20 protein-coding genes are annotated in these 18,329 nt (G+C 72.8%); 12 read left to right on the top strand and 8 right to left on the bottom strand.

Annotated features, from left to right (window positions below):
• The first annotated feature begins 84 nt into the window (after nucleotides 1–84).
• Nucleotides 85–255 (top strand): 50S ribosomal protein L32, encoded by a 171-nt coding sequence (rpmF, locus tag A4E84_RS35835; RefSeq protein WP_031108795.1) that lies wholly within the window; start codon nucleotides 85–87, stop codon nucleotides 253–255.
• Here the strand turns inward: rpmF and A4E84_RS35830 are convergent.
• Nucleotides 238–948, bottom strand: a complete 711-nt coding sequence (locus tag A4E84_RS35830) for a nucleotidyltransferase domain-containing protein (protein WP_062930538.1) — start codon at nucleotides 946–948, stop codon at nucleotides 238–240. The genes rpmF and A4E84_RS35830 overlap by 18 nt on opposite strands.
• A gap of 131 nt (nucleotides 949–1,079) precedes the next feature.
• On the opposite strand from A4E84_RS35830, the gene A4E84_RS35825 reads away from it, so the two are divergent.
• Nucleotides 1,080–2,066: an LLM class flavin-dependent oxidoreductase gene (locus A4E84_RS35825; RefSeq protein WP_062930537.1), complete on the top strand. Its 987-nt coding sequence runs from the start codon at nucleotides 1,080–1,082 to the stop codon at nucleotides 2,064–2,066.
• 11 nt (nucleotides 2,067–2,077) lie between these two features.
• Entirely contained in the window at nucleotides 2,078–4,423 is a 2,346-nt protein-coding gene (locus tag A4E84_RS35820; protein ID WP_062930536.1) for an ATP-binding cassette domain-containing protein, read from the top strand.
• Nucleotides 4,424–5,264: 841 nt separating this feature from the next.
• On the opposite strand, the gene A4E84_RS35815 is transcribed toward A4E84_RS35820, so the two are convergent.
• Both A4E84_RS35815 and A4E84_RS35810 read right to left on the bottom strand, forming a co-directional pair.
• Nucleotides 5,265–6,080, bottom strand: a complete 816-nt coding sequence (locus A4E84_RS35815; RefSeq protein ID WP_062930535.1) for a lysophospholipid acyltransferase family protein — start codon at nucleotides 6,078–6,080, stop codon at nucleotides 5,265–5,267.
• Nucleotides 6,080–6,847 (bottom strand): GNAT family N-acetyltransferase, encoded by a 768-nt coding sequence (locus A4E84_RS35810; protein WP_062930534.1) that lies wholly within the window; start codon nucleotides 6,845–6,847, stop codon nucleotides 6,080–6,082. The genes A4E84_RS35815 and A4E84_RS35810 overlap by 1 nt, the downstream gene beginning before the upstream one ends.
• Before the next feature lie 219 nt (nucleotides 6,848–7,066).
• Here A4E84_RS35810 and gvpO point away from each other — a divergent pair, with 219 nt between their 5' ends.
• Genes gvpO through A4E84_RS35770 form a run of 8 tightly spaced genes read left to right on the top strand, consistent with a single transcriptional unit; the run spans nucleotide 7,067 to nucleotide 10,654 of the window.
• The gene (gvpO, locus tag A4E84_RS35805) at nucleotides 7,067–7,390 is read left to right on the top strand and encodes a gas vesicle protein GvpO (protein WP_062930533.1); all 324 of its coding nucleotides are present in this window, start codon (nucleotides 7,067–7,069) and stop codon (nucleotides 7,388–7,390) included.
• A gap of 37 nt (nucleotides 7,391–7,427) precedes the next feature.
• Complete coding sequence (locus tag A4E84_RS35800) at nucleotides 7,428–7,910, top strand: gas vesicle structural protein GvpA (RefSeq protein WP_062930532.1); 483 nt, start codon at nucleotides 7,428–7,430, stop codon at nucleotides 7,908–7,910.
• Nucleotides 7,907–8,668 (top strand): GvpL/GvpF family gas vesicle protein, encoded by a 762-nt coding sequence (locus tag A4E84_RS35795; RefSeq protein WP_062930531.1) that lies wholly within the window; start codon nucleotides 7,907–7,909, stop codon nucleotides 8,666–8,668. Before A4E84_RS35800 ends, A4E84_RS35795 begins: the two co-directional genes overlap by 4 nt.
• 4 nt (nucleotides 8,669–8,672) lie before the next feature.
• Nucleotides 8,673–8,930 (top strand): gas vesicle protein GvpG, encoded by a 258-nt coding sequence (locus A4E84_RS35790; protein WP_062930530.1) that lies wholly within the window; start codon nucleotides 8,673–8,675, stop codon nucleotides 8,928–8,930.
• Nucleotides 8,927–9,271, top strand: coding sequence for a gas vesicle protein (locus A4E84_RS35785; protein ID WP_062930529.1), 345 nt, complete (start codon nucleotides 8,927–8,929; stop codon nucleotides 9,269–9,271). The genes A4E84_RS35790 and A4E84_RS35785 overlap by 4 nt, the downstream gene beginning before the upstream one ends.
• Complete coding sequence (locus A4E84_RS35780; RefSeq protein ID WP_062930528.1) at nucleotides 9,268–10,119, top strand: GvpL/GvpF family gas vesicle protein; 852 nt, start codon at nucleotides 9,268–9,270, stop codon at nucleotides 10,117–10,119. The genes A4E84_RS35785 and A4E84_RS35780 overlap by 4 nt, the downstream gene beginning before the upstream one ends.
• Entirely contained in the window at nucleotides 10,116–10,364 is a 249-nt protein-coding gene (locus A4E84_RS35775) for a gas vesicle protein (RefSeq protein ID WP_174569486.1), read from the top strand. Before A4E84_RS35780 ends, A4E84_RS35775 begins: the two co-directional genes overlap by 4 nt.
• A complete protein-coding gene (locus A4E84_RS35770; protein WP_062930527.1) occupies nucleotides 10,361–10,654 on the top strand; it encodes a gas vesicle protein K in 294 nt (97 codons plus the stop codon). The genes A4E84_RS35775 and A4E84_RS35770 overlap by 4 nt, the downstream gene beginning before the upstream one ends.
• A gap of 158 nt (nucleotides 10,655–10,812) precedes the next feature.
• Here the strand turns inward: A4E84_RS35770 and A4E84_RS35765 are convergent, their stop codons facing one another.
• From A4E84_RS35765 to A4E84_RS35755, 3 genes are read right to left on the bottom strand one after another with little or no spacing between them, the layout of a single operon-like run.
• Nucleotides 10,813–11,559: a succinate dehydrogenase/fumarate reductase iron-sulfur subunit gene (locus A4E84_RS35765; RefSeq protein ID WP_062930526.1), complete on the bottom strand. Its 747-nt coding sequence runs from the start codon at nucleotides 11,557–11,559 to the stop codon at nucleotides 10,813–10,815.
• Nucleotides 11,556–13,505, bottom strand: a complete 1,950-nt coding sequence (locus tag A4E84_RS35760) for a fumarate reductase/succinate dehydrogenase flavoprotein subunit (protein WP_062930525.1) — start codon at nucleotides 13,503–13,505, stop codon at nucleotides 11,556–11,558. Before A4E84_RS35760 ends, A4E84_RS35765 begins: the two co-directional genes overlap by 4 nt.
• A 2-nt stretch (nucleotides 13,506–13,507) precedes the next feature.
• Nucleotides 13,508–14,215 carry a succinate dehydrogenase gene (locus A4E84_RS35755; protein WP_062930524.1) on the bottom strand — a complete coding sequence of 236 codons (708 nt, stop codon included), beginning with the start codon at nucleotides 14,213–14,215 and terminating at the stop codon, nucleotides 13,508–13,510.
• An 82-nt stretch (nucleotides 14,216–14,297) separates the two neighbouring features.
• Between A4E84_RS35755 and A4E84_RS35750 the strand changes: the two genes are divergently transcribed.
• A complete protein-coding gene (locus A4E84_RS35750) occupies nucleotides 14,298–15,182 on the top strand; it encodes a LysR family transcriptional regulator (protein WP_062930523.1) in 885 nt (294 codons plus the stop codon).
• A gap of 192 nt (nucleotides 15,183–15,374) precedes the next feature.
• Here A4E84_RS35750 and A4E84_RS35745 read toward each other — a convergent pair whose 3' ends face one another.
• Nucleotides 15,375–17,519 (bottom strand): putative bifunctional diguanylate cyclase/phosphodiesterase, encoded by a 2,145-nt coding sequence (locus tag A4E84_RS35745; RefSeq protein ID WP_062930522.1) that lies wholly within the window; start codon nucleotides 17,517–17,519, stop codon nucleotides 15,375–15,377.
• Nucleotides 17,516–18,328, bottom strand: a complete 813-nt coding sequence (locus A4E84_RS35740) for an SAM-dependent methyltransferase (RefSeq protein WP_062930521.1) — start codon at nucleotides 18,326–18,328, stop codon at nucleotides 17,516–17,518. The genes A4E84_RS35745 and A4E84_RS35740 overlap by 4 nt, the downstream gene beginning before the upstream one ends.
• Between the last annotated feature and the right edge of the window lies 1 nt (nucleotide 18,329).

Here is an 18,329-nt window from a genome sequence, read left to right as displayed (position 1 = left end):
CGGCCGGGCACCGGGGACGCGCATTGTTAATGGGATCCATTTTCATGTAGCGTCCTCGGTGCCCGTCCCACCGAGGAGGAGTCCATGGCTGTCCCGAAGCGGAAGATGTCCCGCAGCAACACCCGTCACCGCCGCGCCCAGTGGAAGGCGGCCACGCCGACCCTGGTCCCCGTCACCGTCGACGGCGTGCGTCACCTCGTCCCGCAGAACCTGGTCAGGGCCTACGAGCGGGGGCTGCTACGCCCCGACGGCTGAGCTCGCGCCCGCCGCCCAGCAGTGCGCCCGGACCCGGCGCAGCCAGGCCTCCACCGGCGCCTCGTCCGGCTCGTCCGGCAGCGCCGTGGGCCCCGCGCCGAAGGCCTCCTCGTAGTGTCTGAGCAGGGGCAGGGCCTGCGACGGGTCGGCGGCGACGCGCTCGCCGAAGGCGTGGTACTCGTCCGGGTTCCCGACGCGGATCGTCAGCCGCCCGGTGGTGTACAGCTCCAGGCCCTGCGCACACAGCCGTTTCAGATGCCGAGCGTGCTTCGCGGTGCGCTTCCGGGTGTCGGCGGAGAACGCCCCGTCGCCGCGCGTCTCCAGCCGCCGGAACTGCTGGGTGGCGTAGCCGAGATAGGCGTCCCTGACCCGCTTGGCGCTCAGGAACTCCGTACGGATGCCGATGAGCTCGTCGCCGAGCGGGGTGCGCACCTCGTACAGGTCGTCGGGGAGCCACACCAGCTCCATCGCGGTCGGGTTGCCGCCGAGGGCCAGCCGGCACCACTTGGCGGCCTCGTGCAGGGTGCGGTCCGGCGCCGTGCTGACGTGCGACTCCCTCGGCCGGTGCAGACCGTGCAGTTCCTCGGTGGGTGCGGCGAAGAGGCCGAGGCGGTCGATGTCCGATCCCGGGCGGGCGAGACCGTAGGCGGTCGATCCGACGATGCCGGAGAGCAGGATGTTGGGGACGGTCACGGCCGGCCGCCTTTCGCTTCTGGATACCGGCACATTGTGCTGACGTGCCGGGACGCGGTCACCCGGTTTTTTGGCGGTGATCGCCGAGGGGCCGTGGAATACCGGCGGCCCCGTCCGGCGTAGAACCTGGTATGGATTCCGTGCGCCTGTCCGTCCTCGACCGCTCCCGCACCCGCGAGGGGCACACTCACCCCGAGGCGCTGCGCGACACCGTGCGGCTGGCGCAGGAGCTGGAGCGGCTCGGCTACCACCGGCTCTGGGTCTCCGAGCACCACGGCGTGCCCGGGGTGGCCGGTTCCGCGCCGACCGTGCTGGCCGCCGCCGTCGCGGGCGCCACCCGGACGATCCGGGTCGGTACCGGCGGGGTGATGCTGCCCAACCACCGGCCGCTGGTCGTGGCCGAGCAGTTCGGGGTGCTGGAGTCACTGTTCCCCGGGCGGATCGACATGGGCCTCGGCCGGTCCGTCGGCTTCACGGACGGGGTGCGCAGGGCCCTGGGCCGCGACAAGGGCGACGCCGAGGACTTCGAAGCCCAGCTCGCGGAGCTGCTCGGCTGGTTCCGGGGCACCTCCCCCACCGGGGTGCACGCCCGCCCCGCCGAAGGCCTGACCGTGCCGCCGTTCGTCCTGGCCATGGGAGAAGGCGCCGGCATCGCCGCGCGTGCGGGTCTGCCCATGGTCATCGGCGACCTCAGGAACCGGGAGAAGATGCTGCGCGGCATCGGCCACTACCGCGAACATTTCCGCCCTTCCCTTTGGGCACCTGAGCCCTATGTCGTCATCTCGGGCACGATCGCCGTGGCCGGCACCCCCGAAGAGGCGCGGCGGCTGCTGATCCCCGAGGCCTGGTCGATGGCACACTCCCGCACCCGCGGCACCTTCCCACCGCTGCCGCCCGCCGAGCGCGTGGAGGCCCTCACGATGACCGGCAAGGAGCGGGACCTCTACGAGTCGGGCCTGACCGGGCACATCGCCGGCACCGAGGAGCAGGTCGCGCACGAACTGGAGACGGTGCTGAAGGAGACGGGCGCGCAGGAGGTACTCGTCACGACCAGCACGTACGACCGTGAGGCCCTGCTGGACTCCTACCGGCGGCTGGCCGCGATCACCTCCGGTTAGAGTCGTTTCCCATGCACGACCGCGACCCCCATGACCCGTTCGTCCGCGTGCGCGGAGCCCGCGAGCACAACCTCCGGGGCATCGACGTCGACATCCCCCGGGACGTGCTGGCCGTGTTCACCGGCGTGTCCGGCTCGGGGAAGTCCTCGCTGGCGTTCGGCACGATCTACGCGGAGGCGCAGCGGCGCTACTTCGAGTCGGTCGCGCCGTACGCGCGGCGGCTGATCCACCAGGTCGGCGCGCCGAAGGTCGGGGAGATCACCGGTCTGCCGCCGGCCGTGTCGCTCCAGCAGCGCCGCGCCGCCCCCACCTCGCGCTCCTCCGTCGGCACGGTCACCAACCTCTCCAACTCCCTGCGGATGCTGTTCTCCCGGGCCGGCACCTACCCGCCCGGCGCCGAGCGGCTCGACTCCGACGCCTTCTCGCCCAACACGGCGGTGGGGGCGTGCCCGGAGTGCCACGGGCTCGGACGGGTGCATCGTACGAGCGAGGAGCTGCTGGTCCCCGACCCCTCGCTGTCGATCCGCGACGGGGCGATCGCCGCGTGGCCGGGCGCCTGGCAGGGCAAGAACCTGCGGGACATCCTCGACGCGCTCGGATACGACGTGGACCGGCCGTGGCGGGAGCTGCCGGCCGACGAGCGGGAGTGGATCCTGTTCACGGACGGGCAGCCGGTGGTCACGGTGCACCCCGTACGCGACGCCGATCGCATCCAACGGCCGTACCAGGGCACGTACATGAGCGCCCACCGGTACGTGATGAAGACGTTCTCGGACTCCAAGAGCCCGGCCCTGCGGGCGAAGGCCGAGCGGTTCCTCACCAGTGCGCCCTGCCCGGCGTGCGGCGGCAGCCGGCTGCGCCCCGAGGCCCTGGCGGTGACGTTCGGCGGCCGGACCATCGCCGAGCTGGCGGCAGTGCCGCTGGCGGAGCTGTCCGCCGGTCTCGACGGGACCTCGGAGGCCGCCCGGGTCCTCACCGACGACCTGCGGTCCCGGATCGCGCCGGTCGTCGAGCTGGGCCTCGGCTACCTCAGCCTCGACCGGCCCGCCCCCAGCCTCTCCCCGGGCGAGCTGCAACGGCTGCGCCTCGCCACCCAGCTGCGCTCCGGGCTGTTCGGCGTCGTCTACGTCCTCGACGAGCCGTCGGCCGGACTGCACCCGGCGGACACCGAGGCGCTGCTCACGGTGCTGGAGCGGCTGAAGGCGTCCGGGAACTCGGTGTTCGTGGTGGAGCACCACCTCGACGTCATGCGGGGCGCCGACTGGCTGGTCGACGTGGGGCCGGCAGCGGGCGAACACGGCGGGCGCGTGCTGCACAGCGGCCCCGTGGCCGAGCTGGCGGGTGTCGAGGAGTCGGCGACGGCCCGCTACCTCTTCAGCCACTCCCCCGCCCCGGCCCGGGACGTGCGCGGGGCGACCGGGTGGCTGAAGACCGGCCCGGTCACCCGGCACAACCTGCGCGGCGTGACGGCGGAGTTCCCGCTCGGTGTGTTCACCGCGGTGACCGGGGTGTCCGGCTCCGGCAAGTCCACGCTCATCGGCGAGATCACGCAGGACTCGGCCGGCGTGGGCCGGCTGGTCTCGGTCGACCAGAAGCCGATCGGCCGCACGCCGCGCTCGAACCTCGCCACGTACACGGGCCTCTTCGACGTCGTACGCAAGGTGTTCGCGGCCACCGACGGGGCCCGCGAACGCGGTTTCGGCGTCGGGCGGTTCTCCTTCAACGTGGCGGGCGGGCGCTGCGAGACCTGCCAGGGCGAGGGGTTCGTCAGCGTGGAGCTGCTGTTCCTGCCCAGCACGTACGCGCCCTGCCCGGACTGCGGCGGGGCCCGCTACAACCTTTCGACGCTGGAAGTGACGTACCGGGGGCGGAACATCGCACAGGTGCTGGATCTGACGGTGGAGAGCGCGGCGGAGTTCTTCGCTGACATCCCGGCCGTGGCCCGCAGTCTGGCCTCCCTGCTCGACGTCGGCCTGGGCTACCTCCGCCTCGGCCAGCCCGCGACCGAGCTCTCCGGCGGCGAGGCCCAGCGCATCAAGCTGGCGAGCGAACTGCAGCGCGGCCGGCGCGGCCACACGCTCTACCTCCTCGACGAACCCACGACGGGCCTCCACCCGGCCGACGTGGACGTCCTGATGCGCCAGCTGCACGGCCTCGTCGACGCCGGGCACACCGTGGTCGTCGTCGAGCACGACATGTCCGTCGTCGCGCGCGCGGACTGGGTGATCGACCTCGGCCCCGGCGGCGGTGACGCGGGCGGCCGCATCGTGGCGGCGGGCCCGCCACGGGACGTCGCCCGGTCGCAGGAGAGCCGGACGGCCCCCTACCTGGCGCGCACGCTGTCCGGGAGCCGTTGAGGCCCGTCCGGTGCGGGCGGACGTGAGGGCGTCGCAGGCACACGGCACGCGGCCGCCGCCGCGGGCATCCGGCCTCGGCGGCAGCAACGCTGCCTGTCCGCCGCTGTCGGCGTCCCACCCGGCGACCGACTGCGGCCGGCCGCGCGGGGGCGGGCGAGACGCGCCGCGCTCGATGCCGCGTCGCCTCCCGGCCGGGAGGCACCCAGGCCCCAGGCCCCCAACACCGTGCGCGTCGATACGCAGTACGCCCACAGCCGCCGCCCCGCTCCGGCAACCCGCTGCCACCGGCCCTGCGAGGAGACCCCGTTCGACGGCCGGGCCGCGCCCCGGCTCCGGTGGCCCGCATCGTCCCGGGCGCGCCACGCGGCCGGACCGAACCGCCGCTGGGCGGGACGCCCGCCTTCGCTGCCGGGTCATCGCCCGGTCGGGACTCCCACGCCACCAACACCGTGCGCGTCGATACCCAGTACGCCCGCACAGCCGCCGCCGACGTCCTGCCCCGGCAACCGACTGCCGCCGGCCCCGCGAGGACACCCCCTTCGACGGCCGGGCCACGCCCCGGCTCCGGTGGCCCGCATCGTCCCGGCCGCGCCGCGTTCGATGCCGGGCCGACGCCGGCCTACGCCGAAGCGCGACCGTACGTGCCCGCAGCCGCCGCTGCCGACGTCCCGGCCCGCAACCGACTGCCCCAACCCCACGAGAACACCCCGTTCGACGGCCGGGCCGCGCCCCGGCTCCGGTGGCCCGCATCGTCCCGGGCGCGCCGCGCAGCCGGACCGAGCTCCCCGGCGGGGCCGGACGCCCGCGTTCGATGCCGGGCCGCCGCCCGGCCGGGACGCGTCTACGCCACCAGCACCGTGTGCGTCCAGGACGGCGCCGTCGTGTCCGGTGGCTGGGCCGCGCGGGCGAGGGCGCGGCGGTCGGGGCCGGCGTCCGGCGGGACGGGGGCCCGTACCTCGACCTCCGCGATCAGACCGCGGGCCGTCGCCACCCGCCACAGGGAGGCGAGCAGCGTGTCGTCGCCGACGTACGCGGGGGCCGTGGTGGCCGTGCCGTCGCTGAGCCGGTAGCCGATCCGTACCGGCTGGACCGGCACCCCGGCGTCCAGGGCCGCCTGGAAGACGGCCCTGCGGAAGGTGCCCTGAGCCCGGCCGCACCAGGTGCTGCCCTCCGGGAAGGCCGCGACCGCGGCGCCCTCGCGCAGGGCCCCGGCGATCCGGGCGACCGTGCCGGGCAGGGCCCGCAGCCGGTCCCGGTCGATGAACAGGGTTCGCCCGCGGGCGGCCAGCGCACCGGCGACGGGCCAGCGCCGTACCTCGGTCTTGGCCAGCATCCGGGCGGGCCGTACGGCGGCGAGCAGCGGGATGTCCAGCCAGGAGATGTGGTTGGCGACCAGCAGCAGTCCGCCGGTGGGTGCGGCGGCGCCGCTGATGCGGACCCGGACGCCGGCGGCCCGCACGATCCACCGACACCACCGCCGGACCAGCGACGCCGGTATCCGGCCGCCGAAGGGCGTCAGCGCGATCCCCGCGAGGAGGAGCAGAAGGACCGCGGTGAGCCGCAGCACGGCCCGCGGCACGGCCCGTGCCCGCACGGCCGCCGGCGCCTCGACGCAGGCCTGCGGCGTGCAGGGCGCGGCGGGCAGCCAGGCGCTCATCAGGCTGGTACGAGGGAGAGGAAGTGGCGCAGGTACCGGGCGTTGACACGGTTCATCGGCAGCAGCACGTACAGGTCGGCCACGCCGAAGTCCGGGTCGTGGGCCGGTTCGCCGCACACCCAGGCACCCAGGCGGAGGTAGCCGCGCAGCAGGGCGGGCAGTTCGACGCGGGCGGCGGGCGCGGGACCCGGCGTCCACGGCAGCAGCGGCCGCACCCGGAACTCCTCCGGCGAGAGGTGCTTGTCGCGCACCCGGTCCCAGGTGGCGGACGCGAGGGTGCCGCCGTCGGCGAGCGGGACGGAGCAGCAGCCGGCGAGCCACTCGTGGCCGCGGTCGACCATGTAGCGGGCGATGCCGGCCCAGATGAGGCTGATGACGGCCCCGTCGCGGTGGTCGGGGTGCACACAGGAGCGGCCGACCTCGACGAGCTGCGGCCGGATCCCGTCGAGCGCGGCCAGGTCGAACTCGCCCTCGGAGTACAGCCGCCCCGCGACCGCGGCGCGCTCGGGCGGCAGCAGCCGGTAGGTGCCGACGACCTGGCCGGTTATCTCCTCCCGGACGAGCAGGTGGTCGCAGTACGCGTCGAACGCGTCGACGTCGAGGCCGGGCTGCGGGCCGGCCAGCAGGGCGCCCAGCTCCCCGGCGAAGACGTCGTGCCGCAGCCGCTGGGCGGCACGCACGTCCTCCTCGTTGCGGGCGAGGGCGACGGTGTAGCGGGTGGGGGCCGTGGGCTGTGCGGGGCGGTCGACGGTCAGTACGCCGGTCATGGCTCTCTCCTGGTCACGGGCCGGTTCGGCGAGGCGGGGCGGGGCGCTGAGCGGTGTCGTGCGGTCCTGCGCCTCTGTTCTTCCGATGCCGACTGACCTGCGCGTGTCATGTGCAGAGAGAACGGGTGTGAGGTTGCTGAACGGCTCGCGCCCGCCGGCGCGGCCCGGATGGCCTAGCTGGGCACGCGTACACCGGCTCCTGCGGCGAGAGTGGGCTGCATGACAGAACCCGGAGCCGGCGGGCGACGCGGTGGCTCGGCCCCGTCCACCAAGCGCCGGCGCACCGTACGTGGTGCCGGTGAGGCCGCGCGGCGCGCAGCGGAGGCGCTGACGGAGCTGATCAGCCACCGCCTCGAAGGGGTGTCCGCGGTGTGCCCGGGCGAGGACGACGGCTGGGTCGTCGACGTCGACGTGCTCGAACTGGCCCGCATCCCCGACACCACCAGCCTGCTCGCGACGTATCAGGTGGAACTGGACTCGTCGGGCGAACTGGTGCGGTACCGCCGGATCGCGCGCTTCCGGCGCGGCGCCCAGGACCAGTGACCGGACCGCCGCACCCGCTGACCGGAAGGACCGCCGCATGACCGTCTACAGCGATGAGATCGTCTGTTCGCCGCGCGCCGGAACGCTCTACGACGTGCTGGAGCTGATTCTCGACCGCGGCATGGTGATCGACGTCTTCGTGCGCGTGTCGCTGGTCGGGATCGAGATCATCAAGATCGACGCACGCATCGTGGTCGCCAGCGTGGACACCTACCTGCGCTTCGCGGAGGCGTGCAACCGCCTGGACCTCGAGAACGACCCCCGCTCCAAGACCGTGCCCGAGCTGTTCGGCGGGCCGGTCTCCAAGGCCGTCGGCAAGGCGGGGGCCAAGCGTGCCGCCGGTTCCCTGACCGACAAGGTGCGCGACTTCCTCACCCCGGAGGACGACACCGAGGAAGACGTGGACGACGACGCGGCCGAAGCCCGCACCGAGCGCGCCACGCGGCCGGCCCGCAAGCGCCGCAGTGACGACGACAGCCCGCGGCCCCGGCGCCGCAAGGCCGAGGAGGAACGACCGTGACGGCCACCACAGCCCTCACCACCGCCGGCACGCTCGGCACCCTGTACGTGTACGGCATCGCCCCCGAGGGCGTTAGGACCCCGCGGGCGCCCGGGGTGGACGGCGCGGCGGTGCGGCTGCTGACCGAGGACGGGCTCTGCGCGGCCGTCTCGGACGCCCCGGAGTCCGTCCGGGCGCGGCGACGCGACCTGATGGCCCATCAGGCGGTGCTGGGCGAACTCGCCGCACAGGGCCCCGTCCTGCCCATGCGGTTCGCCGTCCTGACTCCCGACGCGGAGTCGCTGCGCGGGCAACTGCGCACCGACCGAGTGCGCTTGGCGGCACAGCTCGACGTGGTACGGGGCTGCGTCGAGATGAACGTGAAGGGTGCCGTCGTGCACGGGTACTTCGCCGACCTCGTACGCCGGGACGACGCCCTGCGCGCGCTCGCCCGCCAGACCCGGCACCGCCCCGGCTACGAGGCGAACGTGCGGCTGGGCGAGGCGCTCGCCAAGGGTGTCACGCGCGAGGCCCGGGGTGCGGCACGGGAGGTGCTCGCCCGCCTGGCTCCACTCGCCGTGCGCACGGCGCCGGGTCCGGTCGACGACGAGCAGGTGCTGAGCACGTCGTTCCTGGTGCGTTCCGCCGACGAACAGCGCTTCCGGCAGGCGGTGGCCGCGCAGGCGCGCGAGGTCGGGGACCGGCTGGCGCTCAGTGTGACCGGTCCGCTGCCGTGCTACAGCTTCGTCGACGCGCCGTCCGCCACGGCAGGCCGGTGATCCGGTGGGACTCGTGACCGAGCTCTTGCTGCTGCCGCTCGCCCCGGTGCGCGGCACGCTCTGGGTCGCCGACCACCTGCTGCAGGAGGCCGAACGCCAGGCCGGCGATCCGCGTGCGGTGCAGGCGCGCCTGGCGGCGCTCAACCGGGCCTTGCAGGAGGGCACCATCGACGAGGCGGCCTTCGAGGCAGAGGAGGAGCGGTTGCTCGCCCGCCTCGACAGTCCGGTCCGGTACACAGGACATCGCGGGGGCGCTTCGTGACCGACCTCGGCACCTGGCCCGCGGGCCCCGGAGTACAGCCGGCCGGGCCCCCCTCCGGAAGCCTCGCGGACCTGCTCGAACGCGTCCTGGACAAGGGCATCGTCATCGCGGGCGACATCAAGATCGACCTGCTCGACATCGAACTGCTCACCATCCGGCTGCGCCTGTTCATCGCCTCGGTCGAGACCGCCAAGAAGGCGGGCATCGACTGGTGGGAGACGGACCCGGCGCTGTCCTCACGCGCCGCGCGTGACGCGCTCACCGAGGAGAATGCGCGTCTGCGCGCGCGTCTCGCGGCCCTGGAGGACGCCGACGCCGACACCTCCGAGGTGACCCGATGAGCACGCTGCCGGCCGACCGGGTGTCCGCGACCGGGCCGGACAGGCCGCACCCCACCGTCACCTGCGTGTTCGCCGTGACGGACACGCCTCCGCCGCACGAGGCGGTGTCGATGACACCGGGCCATGACGGCGGCGGTCCGCTGCGCGTCCTGGCCGCGGGTCCGCTGCACCTGATCGTGCAGGACGTTCCCGCGGCGACCTTCGGCGAGCGGGCGCTCGCGGAGCGGCTGAACCGGCCGTACGAGTTGGAGCGCTGCGCCCGCGCCCATCACCGGGGCGTGGAGACGGCCGCGAGCGCGGGCCCCGTCGTTCCCCTGCCGCTGGCGACGCTGTACCTGGACGACCAGAACGCGGTGCGGTCCGTCACCGCCCGGGCCGCGTCCCTGCGCAGCCTGCTGGACCGGCTGCGCCACCGCACCGAGTGGTCCGTGAAGGTGCACGGCCCAGGAATCGCGCGGGCGTCCGGCGCCGCCGGGGACGGGCCCGCCGACGGGCGGTCCTACCTGCGCCGGGTGAGCGAGCGGCGGCGCACCGAGCGCGAGGAGCGCGAGCGGGCCCTGGCGCAGGCCCACGCCGTCTACCGGGAGCTGCGGCGATACGCCGTCGCTGCGACACGGCACCGGCCGCAGAACGAGCAGTTGACCGGCAGGAGCGTCCCGCAGCTGCTCAACGCGGCGTATCTGGTCGACGACGCACGGCGCGCCGAGTTCGCCCGGGCCGTCGGCGAACTGGCCCGCGAAGCCCACCGGTCGGCCGTGGAGGTCACCATGTCGGGGCCCTGGATCCCGTACTCCTTCGCCCGCTCGGACGAGACGGGGCGCGACGCGCACGAGGAGGTCGGCGCATGACGGTACCCGTCGCCGGCGGGACCGACCGCACGGCGGTGCCCTGGGACGGCCCGGAGCCGTACGCGCCCATCGGGGTGCCGCTCGTGGACCTGCTCGACCGGGTGCTGGCGACCGGCGTGGTGGTCAGCGGCGACCTGGTGCTCGCCATCGCCGACGTGCCGTTGGTGCGGATCTCCCTGCACGCCCTGCTGGCGTCGGTCAGCGACCGGGTCCCCGCGCCCTGGCCGGACAGCGGGCCGCTGTGACCGCGCCGCGCACCCACACGCTGGATCTCGATCCCGAGCGCGTCACGAACGACCTGGCGGCCCTGGTACTGACCGTGGTGGAGCTCCTGCGGCAGCTCATGGAGCGCCAGGCGGTGCGCCGTTTCGACGAGGGGACGCTCAGCGCCGAGCAGGAGGACCGGCTCGGCACCGCGCTGATGCTGCTGGACGAGCGCATGGACGAGCTGTGCGCCCAGCACGGGCTGCGGCGCAGCGACCTCAACCTGGATCTCGGCCCACTGGGTCCCCTCCTGGCCGATCCCGGCCCGTGACGAACAGACGCGAGACGGGGCCGGAGAGCACCACTCCCGGCCCCGCCCGTCCGCACCTACCGGCGAACGTTCACTGCACCCCAGGGGCGCGGGAAACTGCGCGACCAGCCACAACCCACCCGCAGCCGCCGAACGACCGTCCCGGCAACGGCGCTGCGCTACCGCTTAGCCTTCCGCGCAGCGCGCAGCCACTCCTTGTTCATGCTCGTGATGGACATCAGCGGGATGCCCTTCGGGCACGCGGTGGCGCACTCGCCCGCGAGCGTGCACCCGCCGAACCCCTCCTCGTCCATCTGCTCCACCATGTCCAGCACCCGCGTCTCGCGCTCGGGCGCCCCCTGCGGCAGCACGTTGAGGTGGTTGATCTTCGCCGAGGTGAACAGCATCGCCGCCCCGTTCGGGCAGGCCGCCACGCACGCCCCGCACCCGATGCACTCGGCGTGCTCGAAGGCGAAGTCGGCGTCCGGCTTCGGCACCGGCGTGGCGTGCGCCTCGGGAGCCGCACCCGTCGGCGCGGTGATGTACCCGCCGGCCTGGATGATCCGGTCGAAGGCCGACCGGTCCACGACGAGGTCCTTGATCACCGGGAAGGCCGACGCCCGCCACGGCTCGACGTCGATCGTGTCGCCGTCCTGGAACGACCGCATGTGCAGCTGGCAGGTCGTCGTCCGCTCGGGGCCGTGCGCGTCGCCGTTGATGACGAGCGAGCACGCGCCGCAGATGCCCTCCCGGCAGTCGTGGTCGAAGGCGACCGGGTCGTCGCCCTTGACGATGAGTTCCTCGTTGAGCGTGTCGAGCATCTCCAGGAACGACATGTCGGGCGAGATCCCGTCCACCTCGTACGTGGACATCGTGCCGTCGGCGTCGGCGTTCCGCTGCCGCCAGACGCGCAGGGTGAGCTTCATGCGTAGCTCCGCTGGGTGGGGTGGACGTACTCGAAGACCAGGTCTTCCTTGTGCAGCACCGGAGCTTCGCCCGTGCCGGTGAACTCCCAGGCGGCGGCGTAGGCGAACTGCTCGTCCTCGCGGGCGGCCTCGCCGTCGGGCGTCTGGGACTCCTCGCGGAAGTGGCCGCCGCAGGACTCCTCGCGGTGCAGCGCGTCGAGGCACATCAGCTCGGCGAGCTCCAGGTAGTCGACGATGCGGTTGGCCTTCTCCAGCGACTGGTTGAACTCCTCGCCGGTGCCGGGCACCTTGATGCGCCGCCAGAACTCCTCGCGGATCTGCGGGATGCGCTCCAGCGCCTTGCGCAGTCCCGCGTCGGTGCGGGCCATGCCGCAGAACTCCCACATGAGTTCGCCGACCTCGCGGTGGAAGGAGTCGGGGGTGCGGTCGCCGCCGGCGGACAGCAGCAGGTGGAGGCGGTCCTGTGTGCCGGCCAGCACCTCCTGGACGTCGGGGTGTTCGTCGGTCACCGTGTCGTGGTGCGGGTGGCGGGCCAGGTAGTCGTTGATGGTCGAGGGAAGGACGAAGTAGCCGTCCGCGAGTCCCTGCATCAGCGCGGAGGCGCCGAGGCGGTTGGCTCCGTGGTCGGAGAAGTTGGCCTCGCCGATCGCGAACAGCCCGGGGACGGTGGTCTGGAGGTCGTAGTCGACCCACAGGCCGCCCATCGTGTAGTGCACGGCCGGGTAGATCCGCATCGGTACCTCGTACGGATCCTCGTCGGTGATCCGCTGGTACATGTCGAAGAGGTTGCCGTACTTGGCCTGGACCGCCCCCCGTCCCATGCGGGCGATGGCGTCGGCGAAGTCGAGGTAGACGCCCTGGCCGCCGGGGCCCACTCCCCTGCCCTCGTCACACACGTTCTTCGCGGCGCGCGAGGCGATGTCCCGCGGGACGAGGTTGCCGAAGGAGGGGTAGATGCGCTCCAGGTAGTAGTCGCGCTCGTCCTCGGGGATGTCGTTCGCGGGCCGCTGGTCGCCCTTGGCCTTCGGCACCCAGATGCGCCCGTCGTTGCGCAGCGACTCGCTCATCAGCGTCAGCTTGGACTGGTGGTCGCCGGTGCGCGGGATGCAGGTGGGGTGGATCTGGGTGAAGCAGGGGTTGGCGAACAGGGCGCCGCGCCGGTGGGCCCGCCAGATGGCGGTGGCGTTGGAGTTCATGGCGTTCGTCGACAGGTAGAAGACGTTGCCGTAGCCGCCGGAGGCGAGGACGACGGCGTCCGCGAAGTACGTGTCGATCTTCCCCGTGACCAGGTCCCGGGCGACGATGCCGCGCGCCCGCCCGTCGACGACGATCAGGTCGAGCATCTCGGTGCGCGGGTGCATCTCGATGTTCCCGGCCGCGATCTGCCGGCTGAGGGCCTGGTAGGCGCCGAGGAGGAGCTGCTGACCCGTCTGGCCGCGGGCGTAGAACGTGCGCGACACCTGCACGCCGCCGAACGACCGGGTGTCGAGCAGGCCGCCGTACTCGCGGGCGAAGGGCACGCCCTGGGCCACGCACTGGTCGATGATCTCGACGGAGATCTGCGCGAGCCGGTGCACGTTGGACTCGCGGGCCCGGAAGTCGCCGCCCTTGACCGTGTCGTAGAACAGGCGGTGGACGGAGTCGCCGTCGTTGCGGTAGTTCTTCGCGGCGTTGATGCCGCCCTGCGCGGCGATGGAGTGGGCGCGGCGGGGCGAGTCCTGGTAGCAGAACTGGACGACGTGGTAGCCCTGTTCGGCGAGGGTGGCCCCGGCGGAGCCGCCGGCGAGGCCGGTGCCGACGACTATCACGGTGTGCTTGCGCCGGTTGGCGGGGTTGACCAGCTTGGCCTCGAAGCGGCGCTTGTCCCAGCGCTCGTTGATCGGCCCGGCGGGGGCCTTGGTGTCGGAGACCGGTTCCCCGGTCGTGTAGTCGGCGTAGGAAGTCATGTTCAGCTCACCACTCCGGTCATGACGCCCACGGGTACGGCGATGAAGCCGGCCGTGAGCAGCAGCGCGAGGACGCCTGCGGCGGTCTTCAGGACGCGGTCGCGGGTGCGGCTGCCCACGCCGAGGGTCTGGGCCGCACTCCAGAAGCCGTGCCGGATGTGCAGGCCGAGGGCGAGCATCGCGACGATGTAGATGACGTTGCCGTACCAGGTGGAGAAGGTGTCCACGACGTTCTGGTACGGACGGCCCTCCTGGAAGCCGCCGGAGTGCACGGTGCCGGTCGTCAGGTCGAGGATGTGCCAGACGATGAACAGGCCGAGGATGACGCCGCCCCACCGCATGGTGCGCGTGGCATAGGAGGCCCGTGCCTTCTTGTGCACGTACTTGCTCGGCCGTGCCCTGATGTCGCGCCGGCTGAGCTGGTACGCCGAGGTGGCGTGCGCGACGACGGCGACGACCAGCACGATCCGGACGAGCCAGAGCGTCCACTCGTAGTGCATGAACGGCTCGCCGACCGTGCGCAGCCAGTGCGCGTAGTGGTTGAACTCTCCCGCCCCGAAGAAGATCTTCAGGTTTCCGATCATGTGGACGACCAGGTACAGCAGCATGATCAGACCACTGACCGCCATCACGGTCTTCTTGCCGACGGTGGAGTCCCACACGGTGCGTGCGAGGGACGGCCGTCGGTCCGTCCGCGTTGCCAGAGCCATGCGCAGCACGCTACGGACGCACGGCCGATCGGTCCAAGACATGGTCCGGCTTGAGTCCATAGGCTGGGGCTATCGTAGGAGTATGCAGTTCCAGCAGCTCCAGTACTTCGTGGCCGTCGCCGAGACCCGGCACTTCACCCGGGCCGCCGATCTGGTCCATGTCGCGCAGCCGTCGCTGTCGCAGCAGATCAAGGCGCTGGAGCGGGAGTTGGGTGCGGACCTCTTCCTGCGCGCCCGCGGCAACATCACGCTCACGGACGCCGGGGAGGCTCTCCTCCCGCTGGCCCGGCGCATCCTGGCCGACGCGGACACGGCGCGGCACGAGGTGCAGGAACTGGCGCAGTTGCGCAGCGGCCGGGTGCGGCTGGGCGCGACGCCGAGTGTGTGCACCGGTCTGCTGCCGGATGTGCTGCGGGCCTTCCACGACCGCTACCCGGGGATCCGCCTGCTGATCGAGGAGGGCGGCTCGCACGACCTCGTGCGGGAGCTGGCACGAGGCGCGCTCGATCTGGCCCTCGTCGTGCTGCCGCTGCCGACGCCGGCGCCGGCGCTGACCACGGTCGAGCTGCTGCGGGAGGATCTGGTCGTGGTCTCGTCCCCGGACGCGCCGCGCCCCGGCCAGGGGAAGCGCACGGTGCGGATCTCCGACCTGGAGGGTGAGCGGCTGGTGATGTTCCGGCACGGGTACGACCTGCGGGAGCTGACCGTGGCCGCCTGCCGCGCCGAGGGCTTCGAACCCGACTTCGCCATGGAGGGCGGGGAGATGGACGCGGTGCTCGGTTTCGTGCGGGCCGGGCTGGGGGTGGCCGTGGTGCCTCGGATGGTGGCGGCGAAATCCGGGCGCGGGCTGCGGGTCACCCCACTGGCCCGGCCCGGACTGCATCGCACGATCGCGCTGGCGCACCGCAGTGATGTGGCTCCGCCTCGGGCCGCTCGGGAGTTGCAGCGAATGTTGCTCGAGCGGTGAGATGGCCGGTTCCTTGAGCGCCGTTGGTGCCGAGCGCCGTGCGGGGGGGTCGTCGTGGTTGTTCGCGCAGTTGCCCGCGCCCCCCAAATGCGCAGTCCCCACGCCCCAAATGCACGGTTTCCCGCGCCTCCAAATGCGCGGCACCCCGCGCCCCCGAAAGCGCGGTTTCCCGCGACCCTGAAGGCCTTCCCCCTAGCCCGTTGCGTCGACCAAGGCCAGTTCGTGCAGCCTCTCCGGGGGGCCCGGGCGGGCGTAGTACCAGCCCTGAGCCGTGTCGCAGCCGAGTACGCGCAGCTGTTCGGCCTGGGCGCCCGTCTCCACGCCCTCCACCGTCACCGCCAGGTCCAGGCTGTGGGCCAGGGAGACGATGCCCTCGACGATCTTGAGGTCGACGGGGTCGGCCGGGAACTGCTGCATGCTCTGGGTGAAGGACCGGTCCAGCTTCAGGATGCTGACCGGCAGCCGGCGCAGGTTGGCGAGGTTGGAGTAGCCCGTCCCGAAGTCGTCCAGGGCGATGTCGACGCCCATCTCCGCCAGCCGCCGCAGCGGCTTCAGCAGATCGTCGTCCGCGCCGATCAGCGCCGACTCCGTGACCTCCAGGCACAGCGCGTCCGGCTCGACGCCCGTGCGCTCCAGGATGTCGACCGTGTCCTGGACCAGACCGGGATGCGTCAGCTGGCACGGCGACAGGTTGACGTTGATCCGCAGCGGCCCCATCTCCTCGGGGCCGCCGTGCAGTTCCCTCCACTCGCGGGCCTGGCGCACCGACTGCTCCAACACCCACCGGCCCAGCGGCACGATCAGGCCCGTGTGCTCCGCGAGCGGGATGAACCGGTCCGGCCCGAGCACGCCGTGCTGCGGATGCAGCCAGCGCACCAGGGCCTCGGCACCCCGGACGCTGCCGTCACCGAGGTGGACCAGCGGCTGGTACTCGATGAAGAACTCGCCGCGCTCCAGCGCCGTCGGCAGCGCCGTGGTCAGCCCGTGCCGGGTGATGGCCCGGGCGTCCGCCTCCGGGTCGGCGAGCTCGAAGCGGTTGCCGCCCGCCGACTTGGCCCGGTACATGGTGATGTCCGCGCTGCGCAGCACCTCCGCCGGGCTGCGTTCCCCGGCAGGGCCCTCGACGATGCCGATGCTGCCGCGCACGGTCAGCTCCCGGCCGTCGACGCTGATCGGCGCGAGCAGCGCGTTCATGATGCGCCCGGCGAGCTCGTCGACGTCGCCCTGGGTGTCGGGCCCGGTGGTCAGCGCCACGAACTCGTCGCCGCCCAGCCGGGCGACCATCTCGCCGGGCGCCGTGGCGCAGGACTGCAGCCGGTCGGCGACCTCCACCAGCAGCCGGTCGCCGGCAGCGTGGCCGAGGCTGTCGTTGATGGTCTTGAAACCGTCGAGGTCCAGGTAGCACAGCCCGAACCGCTGGCCTTCTCCGGCGCTCAGTGCCTTCTCCAGGCGCTCGAAGAAGAACGTGCGGTTCGGCAGACCGGTCAGCGCGTCGTGCGTGGCCTCGTAGCGCAGCCGCAGGTTGAGCAGCCGCCGCTCGGTGGTGTCCTCCATCAGGGCCAGCTGGTACTGGGGCTCGCCGTCCGCGTCCCGCAGCAGGGAGACCGTCAGGTTGGTCCACAGGACGGTTCCGTCGGGCCGGTAGAACGCCTTCTCCAGGTGGTAGTGCTCGCGGTCGCCCCGCACGAGTTCGTCGTAGAGCCGCCAGGTCTGCGGGGCGTCGTCGGGGTGGGTCCACTCGCGGACGTTGCGGCTGCGCAGCGTCTGGTCCGAGACCCCGAACATGCGCAGCAGCGCACCGTTGACCTGCAGTATGTTGCCGTCGAGGTCGGCCATGCCGATGCCTATGGCCGCGCCCTCGAAGACGGCGCGGAAGCGCGCCTCACTGGCGTGCAGGGCCTGGGCCACCACGCCCTGCGCCTGGAGGGCGGCCTGTGCGATGGCCTCCTGCTCGGCCAGGGTCCGCTCGCGCAGCGCCCGGGCGAAGCCGGCGGCCATCGCGTGCTGGAGCCGCGCGCACCGGGCCCGCAGGTCCTCCTGGTCGCCGTCGCCGCCGCAGTACAGGACCAGATAGGCGTCGACGCAGTCCAGGGTGCGGCTGAGCGCCTCCGGGTCGGTGCAGTGCGCGTCCACGAGGGCGGCGCCGACCGCCCTGCCCGCGTCGGAGTCGAAGGCCCGGGCCAGCAGGGCCTCGCTCAGCCGCCGGGCCAGGGGCAGCAGGTGCGCCTCGAACTCGGTGCGGGTCGACGACGTCGAGGTCACCGGGAAGACGGCCCGGCTCCAGATCGTCGCGAATCTGCGCAGTCTGTCCTCCGGCCCGTCCGGTTCCGCGGTCACGCCGTACGCCCCACGCCCGCGAACCCGGAGAACGCGTACGGATCCTCGTCCTCCGGTGCGGTGTCGGGGCGCCAGCGCGGCATCGCCACCAGTCCGGGTTCCACCATGTCGTACCCCTCGAAGAACCGCGCGATCTCCTCGCGCGAGCGCATGATCAGCGGGTTGCGGATGTCCCCGTACACGTCCACCGCACCCCCGGCCCGCTCCGGCGGCAGCGGGATCCCCTCGTAGGAAGCGTGGGTGAGCACGAGCAGGCTGCCGGGCGCGAGCGCCTCGCGCAGTTCCGCCACGGCCCCGTACGGGTCGTCCTCGTCTTCCACGAAGTGCAGTATGGCAACGAGGAGCAGCGCCACTGGCTGATTCAGGTCGATCAGCCGCTCCACCTCGGGGCTGCGCAGGATCTCCTGGGGCTTGCGCAGGTCCGCGGCGACGACGCCCGCGTCGTCGTTGGCCTCCAGGACCGCCTGGCTGTGCGCCACGGCCACCGGGTCGTGGTCGACGTACACCACGCGCGCGCCGGGGCGGGCGGCCTGCGCCACCTCGTGCACATTGCCGAAGGTGGGGATGCCGGAGCCGATGTCCAGGAACTGGGTGACGCCCTGGCCGGCGGCGTAGCGCACGGCGCGGCGCATGAACGCGCGGTTCGCCTGCATGATCTTGGGGAGCCCCGGCATGAACTCCATGGCCTTGCGGGCCGCTTCCCGGTCGACCTCGAAGTTGTGCGATCCGCCCAGGTAGTAGTCGTACATCCGGGAGACGCTGGGCACCGATATGTCGATGCTCCGTGGGGCCCAGGCGGGACGCTCCATC

This window comes from Streptomyces qaidamensis (assembly GCF_001611795.1).
GTDB classification, from domain to species: Bacteria; Actinomycetota; Actinomycetes; order Streptomycetales; family Streptomycetaceae; genus Streptomyces; species Streptomyces qaidamensis.
The sequence above is the reverse complement of the archived record's forward strand: the minus strand, read 5'-3'. Positions and strand labels throughout refer to the sequence as shown.